This window comes from Legionella nautarum, assembly GCF_001467895.1.
GTDB lineage: Bacteria > Pseudomonadota > Gammaproteobacteria > Legionellales > Legionellaceae > Tatlockia > Tatlockia nautarum.
This window is the reverse complement of sequence record NZ_LNYO01000013.1, coordinates 610673-633914: the sequence shown is the minus strand read 5'-3', so window position 1 is coordinate 633914 and position 23242 is coordinate 610673. Positions and strand designations below refer to the sequence as shown.

Here is a 23242-nt window from a genome sequence, read left to right as displayed (position 1 = left end):
AGTTTTGACTCACTGAATCAGATTTTTAATCGGGAGTTTTTATGAGCGCAATCAATGCTTCCCCTTCTACTGCAGGCATTTATTTTTCAGTCAGTGCAGCAGACAAAGTTGCTTCTTTAATCGCAGAAGAAGAAAATCCTAGCTTAAATCTTCGCGTATTTGTAACCGGCGGAGGATGCTCAGGATTTCAATATGGCTTCACCTTCGATGAAAAAATTCAAGACGATGACACCATCATTGAGCAAACCTGCTCAGATGGTCAATCTTCTGTTAAATTATTGGTTGATTCAATGAGTTATCAATATCTAAATGATGCAGAAATTGACTATGTTGAAAATATTCAAGGTGCTCAATTCGTCATTCGTAATCCTAACGCAAAAACGACTTGTGGCTGCGGTTCATCCTTCAGTATCGGGGATGAGGATATGATGGGTAATGATGAGTTTTGAGAATATCTATAGAACGTAGAGTACTTATCCTCTACGTTCTATAGATAGATCTTAGTAAGGTTTTACCACCACAGTAGAACCGATATGCATAAAATTGTTACTCAACCATCGGGCTGCATCAGGACTTACCCGAATACAACCATGGCTCGCATTATAATTTGGCAGTTCATAAGAACCATGGACAGCATAGTTGGTCGAGAAGAACATGCAATAAGGCATCTTAGCCCCACCTCTGCCAACAGGATATCGGCTTGAACGACAACCAGCCCCTCCTTTGCTAAGTACATGATAAGTACCAGAAGGAGTTCTGCAAGAGCGCCCTATATCTTTGCAATATTTACTACCACCAATTGCTTTTCCGCTGCGAATAACCTTGCCATCTTTGACAGCTTTCCAACTGAGAGTACGCGGATTAAAGACAAAGGTGTTAGAGGCAAGAACCATTTTCGGCGAACCAACATCAATTGATGCAGCACTGGCCGATTGGTCTATACCGGCGAAGAGAAAACTAAAACCAAGAACAGCTAAATAACCTAGTTTTTGAGGTTTTATTCCTTCCATGATGGTTCCTGTTGTTAGTGCTCCTGAATCTAACTATAGGACAAAAATTGCACATTTCAAATTTTTTTAACTAATAAAAACAGCGGTTAAGGATAGAAAAGCTGGAATAGCTTAATTATTTAGAGAATTGAGATTGTGAGCTGAAGGAGTAATGAATATTGATCCCCCCACTTTTGCGGAGGGTAACGGGTCTTTTGGGCATTGCGGATCTCAGCAACCTCGCCCTTACTCTGTATCGGTATCCCAAAGGTTAGAACCTGATTTTTTAATTAAGAACTTGACAAACTCTTTGTGACGTTCTAATTCCTCTGGAGTCGCTGTCAAGACAGGGGAACCACTAATCAATTGTTCAGTTTGCTGGTTAACAACAATTTCAGAATTAGCGATAAGTTCAGCCGCATCATCGAATAAATTAGCCTGTCCTCCTGTCATAGCTAAATAGACAGAGGCTAAAATTTCCGAATCAAGTAGAGCGCCATGCAACGTACGATTGGAATTATCTATTTCATAGCGCTTACAAAGTGCATCTAAATTATTGCGCTGGCCTGGATGTTTTTCTTTCGCCAAAACGAGGGTATCGCAGACCGAACAACGAATTTTAATTTGGAAAGTAGAATTAATCCGCTTTAATTCAGCATCTAAAAAGCCGATATCAAATGGTGCATTATGAATGATTAATTCTGCGCCATCGATGAATTCAATTAAATCATTCGCAATTTCTTGAAATAAAGGTTTATCTTGCAAAAATTCGGTGCTGATACCGTGGACGCGAAAGGCGCCTTCATCGACAGCTCTTTGGGGGTTTAAATAGACATGAAAATGATTATTTGTGAGCTTTCTATCAACTAACTCGACACAGCCAATTTCAATGATTCGGTGGCCTAATTCATGTCCAATCCCTGTTGTTTCGGTATCTAAGACAACTTGCCGCATCGAAAAACCTTAATGTTTAAGTTAAATCGCGAATATTGGCTCAGATCTGTACTGGATGTCAATCCTGTTGCCTCATCACCTTTACCCCATCCCTACGACCCGCTGCCTGTCCGCGTGATCTTGATCTAGAGATTTTGCTCATACCTTCGATACGTGGGTACCGCGGACAAGTCACGGGAGGTAGGCGGAAGGATTTTTTAACTACATTTAATCCACCCCTAGGTACTGCAGTTTGTCCGACTTGTTCAGGTACTAGGCGAAAGATTTTATCTTTAAGTCTTTAAAAGTTCCTCAATCGCTTGATTAGCAAGCGCATCCACTTGCTCATTTTCTGGATGGCCGGAATGCCCTTTCACCCAGTGCCAAACAATCGTATGTTTACTCGCTAACTCATCCAACTGTTGCCATAAATCCGCATTTTTAACCGGTTCTTTTTTTGAATTACGCCAATCTTTTCTTTTCCATTGGCTTAACCACTCTGTCATTCCAAGGCGCAAATATTGCGAGTCGGTAAACAAATTGACGACACAAGGCCGGTTCAAGGCTGCTAAGGCTTTAATTGCAGCGGTGAGCTCCATACGGTTATTGGTTGTCTGAAGTTCGCCGCCGTAGAGCGTTTTTTCATGTCCATTAAAGCGCAGCAAAGCACCCCAACCTCCGGGACCTGGATTGCCTTTGCAAGCACCATCTGTATAAATTTCGACCGTCATAAGAATAAATCATTAAAGGGCTTAATTGTTGGGTCGATAGCATACACTGAAAAATCTCTAACGCCAGTTTTCGCCAACACTTCTTCATCAATAAAAAAATTCCCAGTCGTCGATTTTGCCGGCTGAGATAAAATCCAATGAGCTGCGTCCGCAACAATTTCTGGTTTTCTACTCGCTTGATAAAGATCAGGGAAATGAACACGAACTGCAGCGGTTGCAATTGTTGTTTTCGGCCATAATGAGTTAACCGCTATTCCATATTCCTTCAACTCTTCAGCTAGACCTAAAGTGCACATACTCATGCCATATTTACTAATTGCATAAGCAAGGTTGGGAGCAAACCATTTTGGATTCATCGTTAAAGGGGGAGATAAGGTGAGAATATGCGGATTTTTGGATTTTTTCAGATGGGGAATTGCTGCCTGTGAACAAGCAAAGGTTGCGCGTGCATTGACTGACTGCATGAGATCATAACGTTTCATTTGCGTCGAGACTGTATCGGTTAAGCTGATAGCACTGGCATTATTAATCAAAATATCCAAACCGCCAAATTGCTTTATGGTCTTTTCAATAGCCCGATGAATTTGCTCCTCATCCCGCACATCGACTACCAATGGCAGGGCCTGCCCGCCCAGCTCTTCGATTTCTTTGGCAACGCTATAGATTGTTCCTTCCAAGCTTGGATGAGGCTTATCAGTTTTAGCAGCCACAACAATAGAGGCTTTGATGCCTGCAAATTTATGGGCAATGCTGCGACCTATTCCTCGGCTTGCTCCACTAATAAATAGGACCTGCCTCATGATTCCTCCTTTAATCAGTTAATAATTAGGGCTCTAACGCAAAGTCACCATCAAGAATTTTCTGTTTAATAATAGCTATGTCCGGTGCAAAATAACGATCCATGGTATAGGCATCCACAAAATTTCTAACCTCTGCATAAACTGCAGCTAATTTGGGTGATGTGGTCAACGGTTTATGGAATTCTAAGCCCTGACAAGCAGCTAAAAATTCGATAGCAAGAATCGTTGCTGTATTATCAACCATAGTATGCAAACGTCTTGCAGCATTGGTAGCCATTGAGACATGGTCTTCCTGATTTGCGGAGGTAGGCAGACTATCCACGCTATGCGGATGTGCAAGCGCTTTATTGTCGCTAGCACAAGACGCAGCCGTCACATGAGGAATCATAAACCCTGAATTTAAGCCGCCCTCTTTAACTAAAAATGCAGGTAATCCACTGAAATTTTTATCAATTAACAAAGCAATACGCCGTTCGGAGTTAGCTCCTATTTCTGCGATAGCAAGAGCAAGATTATCAGCAGCCATGGCGATCATTTCACCATGAAAATTACCGCCAGAAAGAATATCTTCTTGTTCAACAAAAACCAGTGGATTATCAGAAATTGAATTCGCCTCAACCTGCAGGGTTTCGCCAACGAAGCGCATTTGATGCAAAACGGCACCCATAATCTGTGGTTGGCATCTTAAAGAATATGGATCTTGTACACGATTACAATGACGATGCGATTCTCTAATAGGACTACCTGCTAGTAACTCACGATACATTGCCGCTACATCACGTTGCGCCTGATGGCCACGCGCTAAATGGATACGATCATCAAAAGGTACATCGCTGGCACAGGCCGCATCAACCGATAGGCCACCGGCTAAGACAGCCGCTTCAAACAACAATTCAGCTTTAAAAAAAGCATCCATACAGAGTGCTGCTGAAGGTTGTAAACCATTCAACAAAGCTAAACCTTCCTTGGGTGCAAGTTCTAAGGGTTTTATTCCAGCGAGTTTTAAACCTTCTTCAGCACTCATTATTTTGCCTTGATAGCGCACTTCACCCTCGCCGATTAATGGTAAGGAAAGATGTGCTAAAGGAACTAAATCACCCGACGCACCGACAGAGCCTTTCGCAGGAATACAAGGATAAACTCCTTTGTTATAAAGGATAGTTAGGGCATCGATGAGCTCTCTTCTCACTCCTGAATAACCTTGGGCTAGGCTATTAATCTTAAGTAGCAAGATCAGGGCAACAATTTCATCTGTAAGTAGTTCCCCTGCTCCACAAGCATGTGAGAGCACGATATTTCGTTGTAGTTGTTGTAGGTGTTCAGTAGAAATGCGTTGGCAAGCCAATGAGCCAAAGCCCGTATTAATTCCATAAACTGTTTTTTTGCTTTCAAGCACTTCGCGAACAATATTGCAAGATGCTTCAATCATTGGCCCAGCACTATCGTCCAACATGCAATTTTTTTTGTCTTTAGTTAGGGACTTGATAGTATGCAAACTTAATTGGCCAGGTAGCAGAGTAAATAATTCCATTATTGGGGCTCTCCAATTAACTCCATGGGCAACCATAAATTATTTTCTCTAGCGCATTCTTTTGCCAGCTCATACCCTGCGTCAGCATGACGCATAACTCCTGTTGCTGGATCATTGTGGAGAACTCGGCTAAGGCGTGCCGCTGCTTTATCTGTACCATCAGCAACAATAACAACTCCCGCATGCTGTGAAAAGCCCATTCCAACACCTCCACCGTGATGAAAGCTGACCCAAGTTGCACCGCTAGCGCAATTTAACAGCGCATTTAATAGTGGCCAATCCGATACCGCATCACTGCCATCCAACATGCCTTCCGTTTCACGATTTGGGCTCGCAACAGAACCTGAATCAAGATGATCTCTGCCAATGACAATCGGCGCTTTTACCTCACCATTTTTTACCATCTCATTAAATGCCAAAGCCAAACGGGCCCGGTCTTTTAAGCCTACCCAGCAAATTCTTGCGGGAAGCCCTTGAAAAGCGATTTTTTCGCGCGCCATTTCAAGCCAACGGTGTAAATGTTTATCCTCTGGCATCAATTCCTTCACTTTTTCATCAGTAGCATAGATATCCTCCGGATCGCCCGATAAAGCCACCCAGCGAAAAGGACCAATGCCTTCGCAAAACAAAGGACGAATATATTCAGGGACAAATCCAGGAATAACAAAGGCTTCGCTCACACCTGTTTCAAAAGCCATTTGGCGAATATTGTTGCCGTAATCGAACACAGGAATATCTTGCCTTAGAAATCCAAGCATGGCCTGGACTTGTTCGGCAATGGATGCTTTCGCAGCAGCCACTACTTCTTGCGGTGAAGTTTGTCTTAATTCTTTCGCTTTTTCTAAGGACCATCCTTTGGGTAGATAGCCATTGAGTGGATCATGGGCGCTTGTTTGATCGGTTATCAAAGAGGGTCTAATATTGCGCCTAAGGAGTTCTGGATAGATTTCAGCAGCATTTCCTAAGAGACCTACAGATAAGGGAGTCTTATTTCTGCAGGACTCTTCAATCCATGCTAAAGCCTCCTCAAGATCATTAGTCGATTTATCTAGATAGCGGGTTTTTAAACGCTTTTCGATACGGGTTGGATCACATTCAATAGCGAGCACACTAGCACCGGCCATTGTTGCTGCAAGAGGCTGTGCCCCACCCATTCCACCAAGGCCGGCAGTTAAAATCCAATGTCCCGATAAATCACCTGCAAAATGCTTTTCCGCACAGGCGACAAAAGTTTCATAAGTACCTTGAACAATGCCTTGTGAACCAATATAAATCCAACTGCCGGCGGTCATTTGACCATACATCATTAACCCTTTCTTATCGAGTTCATTAAAATGTTCCCAAGTCGCCCAGCGTGGAACTAAATTAGAATTGGCAATTAATACACGAGGTGCATCTTCATGAGTAGTAAATACACCGACAGGTTTGCCTGATTGAATGAGTAAGGTTTGGTTGATTGTAAGTTTTTTAAGTACTTCGATTATTTTGTCGAAAGCTTGCCAATTACGTGCAGCGCGGCCAAGTCCGCCATAGACAACTAGAGAGTCTGGATTTTCCGCAACTTCGGGATCTAAGTTATTGCAAAGCATACGTAAAACAGCTTCAGTAAGCCAACTTTTGGTTTCAAGCTCGGCACCACGATTTGCTTTGATATGGCGAGGATTTGTCTTTTGAATTGGCATTTTTTCTCCGTCCTGGGAATATGAGCGCTATCATACACTATGGGTTATACTCAAGAAAGAAAATAATCTACCTTCTCAAACCATCAGTATGTAAAATTTAAAGCCAATATGATAAACTACATCCACCAGGATCCAACCTAAGAAATCATTGTGCAGAACGAATTAACTAATCATGCTTCACACCCACCTTCATTAAGGTTTTTTTTCGCCACTGAAATGTGGGAAAGATATGGATTTTATGTTGTGCAATCCTTACTTGCACTTTATCTTGCGCTGCATTTTAAATGGCAAGACGATAAAATCTATGCATTGGTTGGTTCTTTTACCGCGCTTACTTATCTTTCACCTGTTATTGGTGGTTGGATTGCCGATCATTTATTAGGCCAAAAAAGAGCGATTCTTGCAGGTGCAACTTTCCTATTTTTTAGCTATCTTGCACTCACCCTACTTAGATCTGATTCAAGTCTAACTGTCGCGCTAGCCGGCGTTGCGGTGGGAACAGGCTTGCTTAAGCCTAACATCTCTTCGCTTTTGGGTAATGAATATGACATTGGTTCTCCTAAACGAGAAAGTGGTTTCACTATTTTTTATATGGGTATCACTACAGGCATCATTTTAGGGACGACTTTACCAAGCTTACTTAATGACCGCTTTAGTTGGTCAGTTTCTTTTGCAAGTGCAGCTTTTGGGATGATCATTGCTTTTGCAGTGTTTGCCTTTGGTGCTTACCGCTACAAAGTGGCTGATTATCATCCCTATGAATTTCGCTTGGAAAAATTAGTCAAAGCAATCGCTATGATGTTTGGATTATGGTTGATTTCTTATTCTGCTCTGAACTTCCCTATTTTTGCCGACTCAGCCTTTGCAGTAGTCGTTTTACTCTCTTTAGGCTACTTGATCTATTCTATTCGACGTGAATCGCCTAATCAGGCAAAACAGACTGCTGTTATCGGTTTGTTATGCATCATTTCGGTTATGTTTTGGGCTTTCTATTTTCAAATGTTTATGTCCTTAACTCTCTTTATTTCTAGAGTTGTCGAACCAAAACTATGGGGAGTTAACTTTCCTCCTCCTTATTACGTTGGCATTCAGAGTATTGGCATGATCATTTTTGGTTATCTATTTTCACGCAGCAAAACTCAGTTGACCTTGGTACAAAGCGGTATTCGAACCGGAAGGAAGTTTTTGCTCGCTATGGTTTGCATGACTGCTGCTTATGCCTTAATTACCCTAGTCTGCAAAAACTCTAGTGGCGGAGCGCTATTATCTCCTTTATTTTTTATCCCAGCTTATTTACTTATTTCGGTTGCTGAATTATTGCTCTCACCTGTTGGACTCTCGGCAATAACTCTGCTAGCCAGTCGTAAAAAAGTTAGCACGATGATGGGAATCTTCTTTGTATCTTTAGGGATTGGTGGCTTTTTATCTGGAAAACTTGCTTCCCTAACGTCAATAAAAATGGAAAGCTTATCTATCCTTGAATTAAAGGCACATTATACACAAACTTTTTCGACGCTTTTGAATATCTTAATCGTCGCTACAATCGTTTGTTTCATTTTGTATGGCGCGATAAAAGCACTTTTGTCGCGCCACAAAGGCGAAGTATCACCCGCGTCTTTAATCAAATGCCATTAATTGGAGACTAATCATCCAGAGCACGATAAACAGCCACACCGACATGGGGTGGGTGAGGAGTGCAAAATTTCTTTGCTTTGAGCGCCTTTTGCACTTGTTTTAAGCCTTGACGCCAACGTTCTTTAGTCGAATAAGCGGAAAAATCAGCGTCTTTGGTGGATGATTCCCACTGTTTTTGCTGGTATTCAAGCTGCACGATGTCATAATCAGATACGCATCCCAGGGAAGCTAGCTCCACATTGTCAGCTAATAGCTGTTTATCTTCAGGTAATTGCTCATAGAGGGCTCTAATTGCTCGGCGTAAATTATGTTTGTCTTCAAAATGACAACGTTGTTCGTCTGAACGACTACTATAAATAATTTCTAGGTTTCTTTTTTTCACTTCATCGACGCTATTAGGCAAGTCTCCATTAGCACTCCATAAATCCACCATAAAACAAAGTGAACTAACTCGCGGCATATCATCCAAAACAACCGACAATGGTGTGTTGGAATAAACACCGCCGTCCCAATAATATTGGCCTTCAATTAAAATAGGAGGAAAAGCCGGAGGTAAGGCACCGCTTGCCATTATATGCTCCGGACCGAGCTTTTCATATTTACTATCGAAATAACGTATTTTCCCCGTATGAATATTAGTAGCACCAAGACTAAGACGCATTTCACCTTTGGCTAGATAATCAAAATCAACCAACTCTTGGAGAAAAGCACGCAAAGGTTCGGTGTCATAAAAACTATTCCAAGGGCCATAAAACATGTTAATTACTGAGTCGACGCGAGGTTTAAAGAAAACAGGGATCCCTGATAAAACAACCTGCTGATATTGCCAGTCAGCGACCAGCTTGTTTAATGCATCGGGAAAATCATAACCTGTATTAAAAATCTCAGGTTGAGTGACTGCGTCCCAGAATTGTTTTAAACGGGGTAAGCGATTCTTTGGTTCATTTCCTGCAATAATTGCTGCATTAATTGCTCCTATCGAAGTCCCTGCAACCCAATTCGGAATATAATGTGATTTCTCAAGCCCTTCATAAACGCCCGCCTGAAAAGCACCTAAAGCTCCACCACCCTGCAAAACCAGTACGATTCTTTTACCCACAGGGTTATTATGTGATTCGATCGCACATCCGAAAGCGGCTGCCATAGAGATCTCCATTTTTTAGAATGATAGTTACAATAACTACATTGTAGTACAAGCATTTACGTTGGGTTCAATTTATGCTTCAGTCTATAACTTGGTGATTTTCTTTTAGTCTGAATGCTTGCAGTCGAGCACAGCCTGAACATCTAACCGTTTTCTTGAAAGTTTCAGAAAGAAACCTTTGAGAGTTTTAATTTTGCTGTTATTATCCACCCCTTTTGAATAAGATTTTTATACTTTATGACCGAGCAACAATCATTTTTAAATCAACTACTAAAATCGTTAGACGATATTCAAGCTAGCGAGGTGACAGTTATTGATGTTAAAAAACAAACCTCTGTAACCGATTATATGATTATCTGTAGTGGGCGCTCATCCCGCCACGTCAAAGCAATCGCTGATGTTGTGGTTGAAAAGATGAAAGCTATAGGATTAGCGGCACTTAGCCAAAATGGCCTTGAAACAGGTGATTGGGTTTTGATCGATTTCGGCGATTTTGTGTTGCACATTATGCAACCGGAAAGTCGTGCTTTTTATAATCTTGAAGGACTTTGGCAAGCTAATCCGCAAAGTAAATAAAATTATGCTTAAAGTTACGCTGGTTGCTTGTGGCAATAAAATGCCTTCTTGGGTGGAGCAGGCTGTTTCTGAATTTTCAAAACGATTGCAGGAATTTGTTCAGTTTAACTTAATTGAAATTCCTCTGGCAAAGCGTGGAAAAGCGAGTGATTTAACGCGTATCTTAGAAAAAGAGGCAGCATTAATATCGGCGGCAATCCCACAAAACTCACGCATTATTGCCTTAGAAATTCAAGGGGATTCTTATAGCAGTGAAAAATTAGCTTTAAAACTAGAGCAATTGCAACAAATCAGCAGTCACTTATGCTTTCTTATTGGTGGACCAGAAGGTCTAGTACCCTCCATTATAGCGAAGGCTGATGAGCGCTGGTCTTTGTCACAACTCACTCTACCACATCCTCTGGTGCGCATTATGCTCTTAGAAACACTTTATCGAGCTTGGTCAATTATACATAAGCACCCTTATCACAAATGAAGTTTTAGGCTAAGATGTCAGTTTTTCTCGACTCTCTTTTAAATTTTGCAGAACATGCGATTTCATAACTCAGTAAAAAATGATCGATTAGAAGCCCAGTTACATCGCTCTCGATTGAATTTACTTGTCATTCTGATAATTATTTTATCATTGGTACTTATTTTTCGTTTAGCCTATCTGCAAATATCCGAATTTAAACGATACGAAACCCTATCCTTAAAAAACCAAATGAGCATTATCCCCATTGCTCCTCCTCGAGGTATTATTCTCGACAAAAACGGCGTAGTCTTGGCTGAAAATATTCCTGTCTATGTCCTAGAAATTATTCCAGAACGGGTCAAAAATCTAAAACTCACTTTGGAACAATTACGTATTCTTCTCCCATCGATTACCGATGAAGATCTCGATAATTTCAATCGAGCTCGTAAACAGAATCGCTCTTTCGTCCCCATCCCGCTTAAACTTAAATTAGACCAAGAGGAAGTCGCCATTTTTGCCAGTAATCAATATCGTTTCCCTGGTGTGAGTATCAAAGCTAGGCTCATGCGTTACTATCCGCTTGGCGAAATAACAGCTCACTTACTGGGTTATGTAGGCCGTATCAATATCCAGGAGTTACGCCAGGTTGATCCAACTAACTACCGTGCTACCAACTTTATCGGTAAGTCAGGAATCGAAAAATTTTATGAGAATATTTTGCATGGCGAAGTAGGTTATCAACAAGTAGAAACAGATGTCAGCGGCCGAACACTAAGAGTAGTTAACAAGCAAAATCCAGTGTCCGGCGAGAAACTTTATTTAACAATTGATACACGATTGCAGCGGGTTGCTTACCAAGCGTTGAAAGACAAGCGTGGGGCAGTTGTTGCGCTAAGTACACATGGGGGAGATATCTTGGCGATGGTTAGCGCGCCTAGCTTTGATCCTAATCTTTTTGTGAATGGAATTAGCACTGAAGATTATAAGACCCTAGCCACTGCACGCGACAGACCGTTGTATAATCGAGCAGTAAGAGGATTATATCCACCTGCTTCAACAATAAAACCCTTCATGGGCTTGGCGGGTTTAGAAAAAGGAGTTATCGACACCAGCTACAGTATTCATGACCCAGGCTGGTTTAGATTACCTGGCGTGAGCCATGCCTATCGTGATTGGAAAAAAACCGGCCACGGGTTTATTAACTTAAAACGTGCTATTACTGTATCTTGTGACACCTATTTTTATCAACTAGGCCACAAAATGGGCATCTCGGCCATTGAAGATATGTTAGTTCAGTTTGGTTTTGGTCAATTAACTCATGTTGATTTGAATGAAGAAGCCGCCGGATTAGTGCCTAGCAAGCATTGGAAAAAACAAAACAAAGGACAAGCTTGGTATCCCGGCGATACAGTCATCACCTCGATTGGCCAAGGATTTACCTTAGTTTCGCCACTACAGCTAGCTAATGCAACTGCTTCCTTAAGTCAAAAAGGCCGACGTTTTAGGCCGCATTTACTACATAAATCCATTCAAAGCGACCGAGAAGAAACACACGAATATAAAGTTCTTGAGGAATACCCCATCAAGCTTAAAGATGAAAATTATTGGACAATCATCGCCGAAGCGATGCAAGCCGTCATTACCAGTAATGAGGGAACGGGTTATCGCTTTGGCAGAAATACACCCTACTCCGTGGCTGCAAAGACAGGCACAGCCCAAGTATTTGGGGGTAAGCAGTATGAAAAAATCCGCAAAGTGAAGTACGAAGAGATTCCTGAATATTTAAGAGATCATTCTTACATTATTGCTTTTGCTCCTGTTGAAAATCCCGAAATTGCCGTTGCTGTAATGGTAGAAAATGATTTATCAGCATCCAATGTAGCTCGTAAAGTGATGGATGCCTATTTTGAACTTAAAAAAAGCGAACCTAAGTCATGAAAGCACGCCATACACGACCCGTTTATCGATTCACCGTTAAATCCATTCATATCGATTTACCCTTATTAGGTTTATTGTTAGCCTTAGTCGCGATGGGTATGTTAATCCTCTACAGTGCTTCAAATCAGAATCTCAGCATGGTTTTGCGCCAATCAATCCGATTGGTATTTGCACTGGGCATTATGATGATTTTTGCTATTATTCCACCTCATAAATATAAAACGTGGACACCTTGGATTTATGGTGTCGGTTTAATACTGCTTATTGCTGTGATGTTAATGGGAAAAATTGGTAAAGGAGCCCAGCGTTGGCTTGATTTGGGAGTATTCCGTTTCCAACCCTCGGAAATCATGAAATTAGCCATTCCGATGATGGCTGCCTGGTATTTTGATCGCAAATCTTTTCCTATTGATTTTAAGTCGTTATTGATAGCAGCCTTGATGATTTTCATTCCTGCAGTATTGATTGCTAAGCAACCTGATTTAGGTACTGCCATTATGGTTGTTGCGTCTGGTCTGTGCGTTATTTTCTTAGCTGGAATAAGCATGCGGATTGTCTTATTTATTGCTATTGTGATTGGCGCTGCGGCCCCTTTGCTCTGGCATGTCATGCATGATTATCAAAAACAACGAATCTACACTTTGCTTAATCCAGAACAAGACCCGCTAGGCTCAGGCTATCACATCATTCAATCCAAGATAGCAATAGGATCCGGGGGAGCTTTCGGTAAAGGATGGCTTGAGGGGAGTCAATCGCATCTTAATTTTTTACCGGAGCATGCGACCGATTTTATTTTTGCAGTAAGCGGCGAAGAGTTTGGCTTTGCCGGTAGTTGTATTCTAATTGCTTTAGTGATTCTTATTTCCCTACGAGGATTGCACATCGCAAGACATGCTCAAACCAGTTTTACCCGTCTTTTAGCAGCTAGTTTAGCCATGACTTTTTTCCTTTCTGGGTTCGTTAATATTGGAATGGTCATGGGTATTTTACCAGTTGTGGGGGTTCCTTTACCTTTAGTCAGTTACGGTGGGACAGCAATGGTAACCTTTCTAACAAGCTTCGGTATTTTAATGTCGATTAGCTCGCATCGAATTTTATTTAATAATCTATCTTACAATCGGTAGGGAATAATCTTGCCTCTACAAGTTGAAGCTAGTAGTCTAAGTGAATAGCCACTTTAGTAAAAGATGATGAAATTACTGGTTAACAGATATAATTTCTTTATTTACAGTCTCTTGCTATTAGTAACGGTTATTCAAACGACTAACTCTGCTGCAACACGTCCATCGGTTTCCAATCCAGCAAACCTTGGTAAATTCAATAGCATGACAGCTAACTACTCATTTAAACAGTTAAACTGGGATAGCTCCATAACATTAAATGGATATCAGCCAAATTATACCTTTTATCTCCCTCTCGCCAAACATTTGAACGTACAGAAAGCAATACTCCATTTAAAAATGGCTTTTTCTCCGCTTTTAACTGCAGGAACAAGAGTTGATATTAAATTTAACCAGACAGTAATTCGTCGATTAACCCTGCCTGCCAATTTAAGTGAAGAGGCGAGCTGGGACATTGAATTACCACTGACACAGTTAGCGAAAGATTGGCAAACCTTAAACTTTTCAGCTCACCGGAAAGCAGGCAAGGGGGTTATCTTTAAGGCAACGCCCATTAAATCAAACCATATGCCTAGTAATTGTTGACATTAGAACCAACACGAATAATAATCAACCAACTCTTTTTGATCATTAGCCTGCCATGACGTTTAAAAAAATCACAACCATCGCATTAACTCTATTCGTATTCCTTATCAACAGCAGCTTTGCTGAAGACTTTAACATTGTAGGATCAATTGAGCATCATTTAAAAGTTGCCCCCAATAAAGCAGCGACTAATCAAAGCAATGAAAAAGTCATCCAATTACTACAAATTGAACTCTCTAATGAAGAAAAAGAACGGCTTGCAAACGATGCCAAAAAGCTATTAGCCCGACCAGATTCGTTTCTACCCTCAGAGGCCTCACTATTTCCTAATAAAGTACAACTTGGCATGAATAAAGTACCTGTGCTTGATCAAGGTCATCATGGGACTTGTGTTACGTTTGCAGTCACGGCTGCACTTGATGCACTCATTGGCCAAGGCGATTATGTAAGTCAAGTATGCCATTTACAATTAGGCTCCTATTTAGAAAAACAAGGCTATGGCGTTAGTGGTTGGAAGGGTAGCAATACAAAGCAAGTAATCGACCAAATTGCCCAGTATGGAATCGTTAATACGGAAAAACAACGAAAGAAAGGCTGCGGCGGTATAAACTATTACCCTTCTTACACTGCCATTCCCGAATCTTTTATAGAACCGGAACAATATTATTCATTAAGCGAATTGGTGTTTGGAAAAATAGCGAGTTGGTCTACTATTTATCGAAAAGTGGAGACAGATAAATTACTAACTGAAGTGAAACAAACACTTAATTCAGGTGATAGAGTAGTTTTTGGGGTCTTGCTTCCACGCACAGATCTGGGAACAGTTGGTGCAGTTGGCAAATATAAAACCTGGTTTGACTATGACACTTGGGTACTGACTCCAGAAATCCTAAAAGACGTACGCAATGCAAAAACTGGCCATGTAATGATCATCACTGGTTACGATGACAATGCAATTGTTTTTGATAATAAAGGAAAAAAACACACGGGCTTATTAACTTTACGTAACTCATGGTCTAACTTCGCAGGGAATTATGGTGATTTTTATATGTCCTATGATTACTTCAAGTTATTAGCACATGACGTGAAACGGATTTCACCCGTTCATTAACTGATCCACCTCCGATTGAATTTTGAGGTAAGAAATTGTCAGGCCCGAACTACGCAAAACTCTTGGCCACTGAACCAAAGCTTTTACGATGAATCAAACAAGGCCCCTTTTCTTTTAACGCCGTGCGATGCATGACAGTGGCATAGCCTTTATGTACAGCAAAACCATAACCAGGATAGATTAGATCCATTACTTCCATTTCTTCATCTCTCAGCACTTTTGCTAAAATCGATGCTGCAGCGATAGAATTTTCTAAATTATCACCGTTGACAATTGCTCTACAAGGAATAGAGATGTCTGGAACGAATAAACCATCAACCATCACTTCATCAGGTTGAATGGCTAAAGCGTCCACTGCACGTTTCATTGCCAATAAAGTAGCTTGATGAATATTCAAGCGATCGATTTCTTCAACTTCTGCTCGGCCATAAGCGAAACACCGTGCTTCATCTTTAATTTTTTTGGCTAAATCTTTTCGCTTAGCTGGCGTTAATTTTTTTGAATCAATCGCCCCTTCAATAGGCTTATAAAGAATAACTGCAGCAGTAACCAACGGACCAGCTAAGGGCCCCCGCCCTACTTCATCTACTCCTGCAATACATCTATCCATTTATTCCTCTCCTTAAAATCAATAAGCGGCTAATCATAACCATTTAAAATTGATTTATCATCAAGAAAATGAGATCATGCGCACAAATTATTATCATCGTTGTCTTATGAGTATATTAAATTGTGCGGTAATTGGCGTTGGCTATCTTGGCCGTTTTCATGCACAAAAATATAAAATGCTAGCCAATGCTAATTTAGTTGCCGTGTGTGATGTCAACGCAAATGCTTGTGAATTAGTTTCAAGAGAGCTTAACGTACCTGCTTATTTTGACTACCGGGATTTATTTGGGAAAGTTGATGCGGTAAGCATTGTTGCCACGACAAATAAGCATTATGAAATTGCTAAAGCTTGTCTAGAGCAAGGCATTCATGTTCTTATTGAAAAACCAATCACCGAGACTGTTGACCAAGCTAATGAGCTCATTGAGTTAGCCAACCAACAACAACTCAAACTACAAGTAGGTCATTTAGAGCGCTTTAACTCTGCACGGCTAGCACTTGATGAATACCTTGAGCGCCCCTTATTTATTGAATCTCACCGACTGTCTCCCTTTAATCCACGGGGCACGGATGTGAACGTGATTCTTGATTTGATGATTCATGATATTGATTTAATTCAAACCATTGTCAATTGCCCGATAGCGAGTATTGATGCGCAAGGGGCACCGGTTTTAACTAAATCGATTGATATTGCGAATGCCAGAATTACCTTTGAAAATCATTGTGTTGCTAATGTAACAGCCAGCCGTATTAGCTTCAAAACAGAACGTAAAACAAGAATTTTTCAGCCTAATTCTTATATTTCAATCGATTATCAGAACAAACAATTCGCAGTGTTCCAAAAAGGCGAAGGCGAAATGTTTCCAGGTATTCCTGAAATCACTCGCCATCAATCGATCTTTGAAAAAGGCGATGCCTTACTTACAGAAATTCAATCTTTTTTAGAGTGCATTGAAAATAATTCAATGCCTTTAGTCACTGGAGAAGAAGGCCGAGATGCATTAGCGACGGCCGCTAAAATTACTGCATTAATTGATACTCATTTGATCTCAAAATATGCAAGCGACTAAACGCCTTGTCATTATTGCTGGAGAAGAATCGGGCGACATTCATGCCGCGGCTCTTGTACGTCAATTAACGTCCGACTATGAATCGCTCGAAATTTCTGGCATTGGCGGCAGGCATATGGAAGCCGCTGGTGTCCATCTTATATCTGATTTAGCCCGCTATGGAACCACTGGCCTTACTGAAGTAGTCCGTCATCTTCGTATTATTAAAAAAGCCTTTGATGCAATTAAAATTCATCTCAGCCAGTCAAAGCCAGACTTACTGGTTTTAGTTGATTTCCCAGGTTTCAATTTACGCCTAGTTAAATTTGCCAAACAACTTGGTATTCGGATTTTATATTATATAAGTCCGCAAATTTGGGCTTGGAAACCCAATCGTATTGAAATTATTCGCGCCTATGTCGATAGAATGGCGGTTATACTACCTTTCGAAAAAGAGATTTATCAACGTGCAAACATTCCTGTATCATTTGTTGGCCATCCTCTTGTTGAAAAAATACCCAACTGTGAAGATCCGAGCAGCGCGCGTAAAGAATTAGCCCTCCCTACAGACAAGCGCTTAGTCGCTATGTTACCAGGCAGTCGACGTAACGAAATTGAAAGGCATATGCCAATTTTGGTCGCCACGGCTGAAGCACTTACTAAACAAATGGATAACTTGCATTTTGTTATTCCTATTGCTGGAACGCTGAGTCCCGAAATTATTAAAAACTATTTCTCTCAATCCAACGTAAAAATCTCATTTGTCTTGGGTAAAGCCAGTGAGGTAGCAGCCTGTAGTGATTGTGTGGTTGTCGCCTCAGGAACCGCCTCTTTAGAATGTGCCCTCTTAGAAAAACCCATGTGTATTATCTATAAAGGCTCTTTACTCAGTTATATTGTTGCAATGAAAGTGATTAAAGTAAAATACTTAGGTTTGTGTAACCTCTTAAAAAATGAAATGATTGTTCCTGAGCTATTACAATATGATTGTAATACAACCGAGCTTACCCGTGCTCTGACTGAGTTATTAACTGATCAAGAGGTTATCGCACGAATGCAGGGACGCCTGAAAGCACTTAAACTCTCTCTTTCTTCAGGACAAGCAGATTGTACCATTGCTGAGTTGGTTAAATCTGAATTGCAATATGCTGAAGAATAAATCATTCTTACTCAGAATAGTAGATTATCAATTAGCCTTCATGTACAATTAATTTTGCTTTCATCTATTAAATGAAAGTATTGGAATAGTATGATTTAACTAAAATAAGGAAGTTACGATGAATGTCATTGATACACAAGCTACTGCTCAAGCCATGAAACAAGACCAAGGTCTGCAAGATTTGGTATATGGTTTGGTAACTCGATTTCTTGCTGAAAATAAAGGCAAAGCCATTGATGATCTCTATGACATGATTCTTTCTGAAGTGGAACCACCCCTTTTACAAGCTGTCATGGAAAAAAGACGTGGCAATCAGTTGCAAGCTGCAAAGATGCTTGGTATCAGCCGTGGTACAATCAGAAAAAAATTACAGCGTTACTTTGGTACAAAATATTTTCGTTTAACTGACGAATAATTACCCCTCTTTTTTATAAATACCCCTTTATTCTTAACTAGCTAAAGTATTTATAGCAAGATTTAAGTACTAGGGATGATTTTATAAAAGCCTTAAAAAGGCCCACTCAAGTGGGCCTTTTATAAATAGAAACCAGTAAGTTGGTAAACATTAAACTAATAGTTCCCCATCCCAAGCCCTCCTTAGAGGAGTACTAAGCCTCCGAACCATACCTTATCTTAAGTTGAATCTATACCCTGGCTTTTTTTGAGTGTGAGTTTGGGTTAATTATTATCATTAATGCTTAAATTGTCATCCTGCGAAGGCAGGATGACAAAAACTTCGTTGGGATTTTCGTGAGTTACCTCTGAGGTTCTTTTACCATGCTCAGATAAGCTACAAAGGATCACGCATCTAGCAACAGTTTATTGACGCGGTTAACAAAATCGGCGGGATTGTCTAACTGTCCCCCTTCAGCCAAAACTGCTTGTTCAAATAGCATGACTACCCATTCAGCAAAACGACTTTCATCGCTGATATCGTGTAAGCGTTTTATCAAAGCATGCTCAGGATTAATTTCGAACACCGGTTTAGATAATTGAACTGGCTGGCCTGCAGCTTGCAAAATACGCTGCATTTCCATACCCATATCTTCTTCACTAGCAACCACACAAGCAGGGGAGGTCGTTAAGCGATTAGTAAATTGTACTTCTTTTATTTTATCGCCCAAAACATCTTTAATTTGCTTAAGCATAGGTTCGAGAGTTTTTTCATCTTCTTTGATCTTTGCATCTTCTTCGACATCAAAATCAATTTTCCCTTTACTGATTGATTGTAATTTTTTACCATCGAATTCGCTTAAATAACCTACTAACCATTCATCTACACGGTCACTAAGTAATAATACTTCAATCCCCTTTTTTCTAAAGATTTCAAGATGAGGACTATTTTTAGCAGCATTATAACTGGATGCAGTAATATAGTAGATCTTATCTTGTCCCTCTTTCATGCGCGAAACATAGTCAGTGAGTTTGACTGTTTGCTTTTCCGAATCGCTCGTTGTAGTGGCAAAGCGCAGCAATTTAGCAATCGCTTCTTTATTAGCAAAATCTTCGATAGGTCCTTCTTTCATTGCTAGACCAAATTCAGACCAAAATTGTTGGTATTTCTCTGGGTCTTGATTGCTCAACTTATCTAGCATTGATAAAACACGTTTAGTACAAGCTGACTTAATTGCATCGACAAGTTTATTGTCTTGTAAAATTTCACGAGAAACGTTTAAGGGTAAATCATTGGCATCCACAATCCCTTTTACAAAGCGTAAATAGCGGGGTAAAAACTGAACTGCATCATCCATAATGAATACACGTTTCACATACAGTTTTAAACCATGTTTCATTTCTTGTTGCCATAAATCGAAGGGCGCGTGTGCAGGAATATAGAGTAAGCTGATATAATCCTGTTTTCCTTCAACATGGTTATGAGACCAAACTAAAGGATCCTGATAATCATGAGAAATATGTTTGTACAGTTCTTTGTATTCCTCATCGCTAATCTCAGATTTTTGTAAAGTCCATAATGCGGTAGCCTTATTCACTGTTTCAAATTCTTGCGATTCTTTGTCGTCCTCAGTAATTTTTTTCATCTCAATTGGCCAGCAAATATGATCAGAGTATTTACTGATAATTTGACGTAAACGCCAATCACTTAAAAATTCGTCGTCTTCTTTCTTCAGATGAAGAGTCACTTCGGTTCCACGCTCAGCTTTTTTCTCTTGAGCGATAGTAAATTCGCCATCACCGCTAGACTCCCAAACAATGCCCTCTTCTGCTTTCAATCCAGCCCGTCGACTTTTTAGAGTAACTTTGTCTGCAACAATAAATGATGAATAAAACCCAACGCCAAATTGGCCAATCAAATGAGAATCCTTTGCGGCCTCACCAGTCATATGACTAAGGAATTCTTTGGTTCCTGATTTGGCTATAGTTCCCAAATTCTCAACAGCCTCATCCCAACTTAAACCGATGCCATTATCTTTGATGGTGATTGTTTTTAGTTTCTCATTGAATTCTATAGTGATACGAAGATCAGAATCTTTTTCATACAAAGAAGCATCAGCAAGAGCTAAAAAGCGTAGTTTATCTAACGCATCCGAAGCATTTGAAATAAGCTCTCTTAAAAAGATTTCTTTGTTTGAGTAAAGTGAATGAACAACCAGATGGAGCATTTGTTTAACTTCAGTTTGAAAACCCATGGTTTGTTGCTTTGCAGCCATTTATAAATCTCCCTTAACCGAAAAATTGTACAATAGAATGGGTATATATGCGGATTAGAACAGGGAATTTCAAGTGGACTATTTATAACAAAACATCAATTTTAGTGAATAGAGTTTAAATCAATGGTAAATTGGTTTAATAAATTTCAGATCCGCATGCAATTTGCTCAATATTTTTGCTAATTGTTGTGGAAATAATATTCAGTGGTAACTCATTATCATTCTTCCCAAAAGGCTCTTCCAATTCTTCTGATAAAATCTCTAATCCCAATAGGATATACACAATCATCACCATCATGGGAATAATTAAAAAACCAAAAGTATCCACCCAACCAAAAGGAAACATCAAAGCGTAGAAAAGCAAGGCTTGTTTAACAAAAAAAGCAAAGGCAGGAGGCACTTGGGTATTTGCAATTCGCTCACAGCCACCAACCATATCAATGACATTAGCTAAATGACTATCTAAAGCTAGGTATTGTTCTAAACGAATCTTATTTTGATCGCGCAGTTCATTGAGAATAAAATACATTCTTTGAACCAATACAAGAACAGGATGTTGCGTACCAATTTCACCAATGCCAAGCGCATGCAATTCTTCCATGTATTCGTTAGTATTTTTTCGCAAATTAGCCTTGATGATAATAGGTAATCTTTTTAATAATTCAAAGAAATTTGGATAATTTTTTAGTCCACAGAAAGCATCAAATTTTAAACCCAAATTTCGGCAATTATTGACGATTGAACCCCACAAGGTCCGCCCTTCCCACCAACGCGAATAACTTGTATTGACTCTAAAGCCAATAATAATTGTTAAAATAAAGCTAAAAATTAAATGAAATTGACCCAGATTATAACGAGTGGCATTCTGGAAAAAATGAGCAATTAGTATCGCATAGACGGTGATAATGAGAGAAATAGGTATTAATTTACGAAAGACTTTTTCTCTATAAAATAGAAATAAATGAGGTACCCATGTTAAAAGATTATGGGATCTTGGCTTCATAAATTCTCCAACACTTTAGCTGTGATGAGAAAAAAGTAAGGTAGTTTGGAAAAGGCCCAAACTACCTGCACAACGCCGTCTCCAGAAGGCTTAAAGACTATAATATAACTCAAACTCAAAGGGATGCGGAAGCATTCTCAACATTTGAATTTCTTCTTCCTTTAACGCAATGTAACTTTGGATAAAATCTTTACTAAACACATCGCCTTGGAGCAAGAACTCATGCCCTTCTTTTAAATATTGCATGGCTTGCTCTAATGAGTTACAAACCGTCGGTACATCAACTAGCTCTTCGGGTGGTAAATCATACAAATCTTTATCCATAGGTTGACCAGGATGAATTTTTTTCTGGATTCCATCCAAACCTGCCATCATCATTGCAGAAAAAGCCAAATAAGGGTTAGCCATAGGATCTGGAAAACGCACTTCAATCCGTCGTCCTTTGGGATTGCTAGTATGTGGAATACGAATCGCTGCGGACCGGTTACGTGCAGAGTAAGCTAATAACACTGGCGCTTCGAATCCTGGGACCAATCGTTTATAACTATTGGTAGCTGGGTTAGTGAACGCATTCAAAGCACGAGCATGTTTAATGATTCCACCAATATAATAAAGTGCTGTTTCAGACAAGCCAGCATAACCATCACCAGTAAATAAATTCACGCCATTCTTCATTAAAGATTGATGGCAATGCATCCCATTACCATTATCACCCACTAAAGGTTTGGGCATAAAAGTGGCGGTTTTGCCATAATTGTGCGCAACGTTTTGCACCACATATTTTAAAATTTGTAACTCATCCGCCTTTTTAGTCAAGGTATTAAAGCGCGTTGCTACTTCGCATTGATTTGCTGTAGCCACTTCGTGATGATGAGCCTCTACCACGAGACCCATCTCTTCAAGAGTCAAACAAATTGCTGAACGAATATCTTGAGATGAATCCACAGGAGGAACAGGAAAATACCCGCCTTTTACGGTGGGCCGATGGCCAATATTTCCACCCTCAATGACTTTACCTGAATTCCAATGCCCTTCACTTGAATCTAATTCATAAAAAGCCCCACGCATTCCAGTCTGTGAGCGCACATCATCAAAAATGAAAAACTCAGGTTCAGGTCCAAAAAAAGCATTATCTGCAATCCCTGTCGATTTCATATAAGCTTCTGCTCGATGAGCAATTGAGCGTGGATCACGGTCATAGCCAATCATGGTCTGCGGATCAACAACATTACAACGAATAATTAGAGTATTGTCTTGGTAGAAAGGATCGAAAACCACGGTATCAAGATCAGGAATAAGAGCAAGATCGGATTTATGTATTTTTTGCCAACCTTTAATTGATGAGCCATCGAACATCTTACCATTTTCTATCATGTCATCATCAAGAGCCGATGTAGGAATAGTAATATGTTGTTCTTTTCCTTTCGTATCAGTAAACCGCAGGTCAATGAATTTAATCTCTTTTTCCTTGATCGATTCTCGTAATGCTGCTGTACTCATTATCCTTCTCCAAGCTAGGCTAA

Annotated in this window: 22 protein-coding genes; 11 read left to right on the top strand and 11 right to left on the bottom strand. The window is 40.1% G+C overall.

Annotation, left to right across the window (positions count from 1 at the left end):
- Positions 1-41: 41 nt before the first annotated feature.
- Complete coding sequence (gene erpA, locus Lnau_RS06225) at positions 42-449, top strand: iron-sulfur cluster insertion protein ErpA (RefSeq protein ID WP_058504273.1); 408 nt, start codon at positions 42-44, stop codon at positions 447-449.
- Between the two features lie 51 nt (positions 450-500).
- Here erpA and Lnau_RS06220 read toward each other — a convergent pair whose 3' ends face one another.
- The 6 genes from Lnau_RS06220 to hutU form a co-directional block, all read right to left on the bottom strand.
- The gene (locus tag Lnau_RS06220; protein WP_058504272.1) at positions 501-1010 is read right to left on the bottom strand and encodes a L,D-transpeptidase; all 510 of its coding nucleotides are present in this window, start codon (positions 1008-1010) and stop codon (positions 501-503) included.
- A gap of 225 nt (positions 1011-1235) precedes the next feature.
- Positions 1236-1943, bottom strand: a complete 708-nt coding sequence (gene dnaQ, locus Lnau_RS06215; RefSeq protein ID WP_058504271.1) for a DNA polymerase III subunit epsilon — start codon at positions 1941-1943, stop codon at positions 1236-1238.
- Positions 1944-2215: 272 nt separating this feature from the next.
- On the bottom strand, positions 2216-2653 hold the full coding sequence (gene rnhA, locus Lnau_RS06210; RefSeq protein ID WP_058504270.1) for a ribonuclease HI: 438 nt from the start codon (positions 2651-2653) through the stop codon (positions 2216-2218).
- The gene (locus Lnau_RS06205) at positions 2650-3453 is read right to left on the bottom strand and encodes an SDR family oxidoreductase (RefSeq protein ID WP_058504269.1); all 804 of its coding nucleotides are present in this window, start codon (positions 3451-3453) and stop codon (positions 2650-2652) included. The genes rnhA and Lnau_RS06205 overlap by 4 nt, the downstream gene beginning before the upstream one ends.
- Positions 3454-3478: 25 nt before the next feature.
- On the bottom strand, positions 3479-4987 hold the full coding sequence (gene hutH / locus Lnau_RS06200; protein WP_058504829.1) for a histidine ammonia-lyase: 1509 nt from the start codon (positions 4985-4987) through the stop codon (positions 3479-3481).
- The gene (gene hutU, locus Lnau_RS06195; protein WP_058504268.1) at positions 4984-6666 is read right to left on the bottom strand and encodes a urocanate hydratase; all 1683 of its coding nucleotides are present in this window, start codon (positions 6664-6666) and stop codon (positions 4984-4986) included. Before hutU ends, hutH begins: the two co-directional genes overlap by 4 nt.
- A 150-nt stretch (positions 6667-6816) precedes the next feature.
- Here hutU and Lnau_RS06190 point away from each other — a divergent pair, with 150 nt between their 5' ends.
- Positions 6817-8301: a peptide MFS transporter gene (locus tag Lnau_RS06190; RefSeq protein ID WP_058504267.1), complete on the top strand. Its 1485-nt coding sequence runs from the start codon at positions 6817-6819 to the stop codon at positions 8299-8301.
- A gap of 7 nt (positions 8302-8308) precedes the next feature.
- Here the strand turns inward: Lnau_RS06190 and Lnau_RS06185 are convergent, their stop codons facing one another.
- Positions 8309-9445, bottom strand: a complete 1137-nt coding sequence (locus tag Lnau_RS06185) for a patatin-like phospholipase family protein (protein ID WP_058504266.1) — start codon at positions 9443-9445, stop codon at positions 8309-8311.
- A gap of 237 nt (positions 9446-9682) precedes the next feature.
- Between Lnau_RS06185 and rsfS the strand changes: the two genes are divergently transcribed.
- From rsfS to Lnau_RS06155, 6 genes are all read left to right on the top strand, one after another.
- The gene (gene rsfS, locus Lnau_RS06180) at positions 9683-10021 is read left to right on the top strand and encodes a ribosome silencing factor (RefSeq protein ID WP_058504265.1); all 339 of its coding nucleotides are present in this window, start codon (positions 9683-9685) and stop codon (positions 10019-10021) included.
- Between the two features lie 4 nt (positions 10022-10025).
- The gene (gene rlmH, locus Lnau_RS06175; RefSeq protein ID WP_058504264.1) at positions 10026-10496 is read left to right on the top strand and encodes a 23S rRNA (pseudouridine(1915)-N(3))-methyltransferase RlmH; all 471 of its coding nucleotides are present in this window, start codon (positions 10026-10028) and stop codon (positions 10494-10496) included.
- Between the two features lie 54 nt (positions 10497-10550).
- A complete protein-coding gene (mrdA, locus tag Lnau_RS06170) occupies positions 10551-12413 on the top strand; it encodes a penicillin-binding protein 2 (RefSeq protein ID WP_058504263.1) in 1863 nt (620 codons plus the stop codon).
- Positions 12410-13537 (top strand): rod shape-determining protein RodA, encoded by a 1128-nt coding sequence (gene rodA / locus Lnau_RS06165; RefSeq protein ID WP_058504262.1) that lies wholly within the window; start codon positions 12410-12412, stop codon positions 13535-13537. Before mrdA ends, rodA begins: the two co-directional genes overlap by 4 nt.
- A gap of 63 nt (positions 13538-13600) precedes the next feature.
- Entirely contained in the window at positions 13601-14119 is a 519-nt protein-coding gene (locus Lnau_RS06160; RefSeq protein WP_133134811.1) for a cellulose biosynthesis cyclic di-GMP-binding regulatory protein BcsB, read from the top strand.
- 55 nt (positions 14120-14174) lie between these two features.
- Positions 14175-15230 carry a C1 family peptidase gene (locus tag Lnau_RS06155; RefSeq protein ID WP_058504260.1) on the top strand — a complete coding sequence of 352 codons (1056 nt, stop codon included), beginning with the start codon at positions 14175-14177 and terminating at the stop codon, positions 15228-15230.
- A gap of 49 nt (positions 15231-15279) precedes the next feature.
- On the opposite strand, the gene rnhB is transcribed toward Lnau_RS06155, so the two are convergent.
- The gene (rnhB, locus tag Lnau_RS06150) at positions 15280-15840 is read right to left on the bottom strand and encodes a ribonuclease HII (RefSeq protein ID WP_058504259.1); all 561 of its coding nucleotides are present in this window, start codon (positions 15838-15840) and stop codon (positions 15280-15282) included.
- Between the two features lie 106 nt (positions 15841-15946).
- Here rnhB and Lnau_RS06145 point away from each other — a divergent pair, with 106 nt between their 5' ends.
- From Lnau_RS06145 to Lnau_RS06135, 3 genes are all read left to right on the top strand, one after another.
- The gene (locus Lnau_RS06145; RefSeq protein ID WP_058504828.1) at positions 15947-16909 is read left to right on the top strand and encodes a Gfo/Idh/MocA family protein; all 963 of its coding nucleotides are present in this window, start codon (positions 15947-15949) and stop codon (positions 16907-16909) included.
- Positions 16896-18047 carry a lipid-A-disaccharide synthase gene (gene lpxB, locus Lnau_RS06140; RefSeq protein WP_058504258.1) on the top strand — a complete coding sequence of 384 codons (1152 nt, stop codon included), beginning with the start codon at positions 16896-16898 and terminating at the stop codon, positions 18045-18047. The genes Lnau_RS06145 and lpxB overlap by 14 nt, the downstream gene beginning before the upstream one ends.
- A gap of 118 nt (positions 18048-18165) precedes the next feature.
- Positions 18166-18462, top strand: a complete 297-nt coding sequence (locus Lnau_RS06135) for a helix-turn-helix domain-containing protein (RefSeq protein ID WP_058504257.1) — start codon at positions 18166-18168, stop codon at positions 18460-18462.
- A 385-nt stretch (positions 18463-18847) separates the two neighbouring features.
- Here Lnau_RS06135 and htpG read toward each other — a convergent pair whose 3' ends face one another.
- The 3 genes from htpG to glnA form a co-directional block, all read right to left on the bottom strand.
- Entirely contained in the window at positions 18848-20716 is a 1869-nt protein-coding gene (gene htpG / locus Lnau_RS06130) for a molecular chaperone HtpG (protein WP_058504256.1), read from the bottom strand.
- Between the two features lie 136 nt (positions 20717-20852).
- Positions 20853-21719, bottom strand: coding sequence for a bestrophin family protein (locus Lnau_RS06125; RefSeq protein WP_058504255.1), 867 nt, complete (start codon positions 21717-21719; stop codon positions 20853-20855).
- A 90-nt stretch (positions 21720-21809) separates the two neighbouring features.
- Positions 21810-23219, bottom strand: coding sequence for a glutamate--ammonia ligase (glnA, locus tag Lnau_RS06120; protein ID WP_058504254.1), 1410 nt, complete (start codon positions 23217-23219; stop codon positions 21810-21812).
- Between the last annotated feature and the right edge of the window lie 23 nt (positions 23220-23242).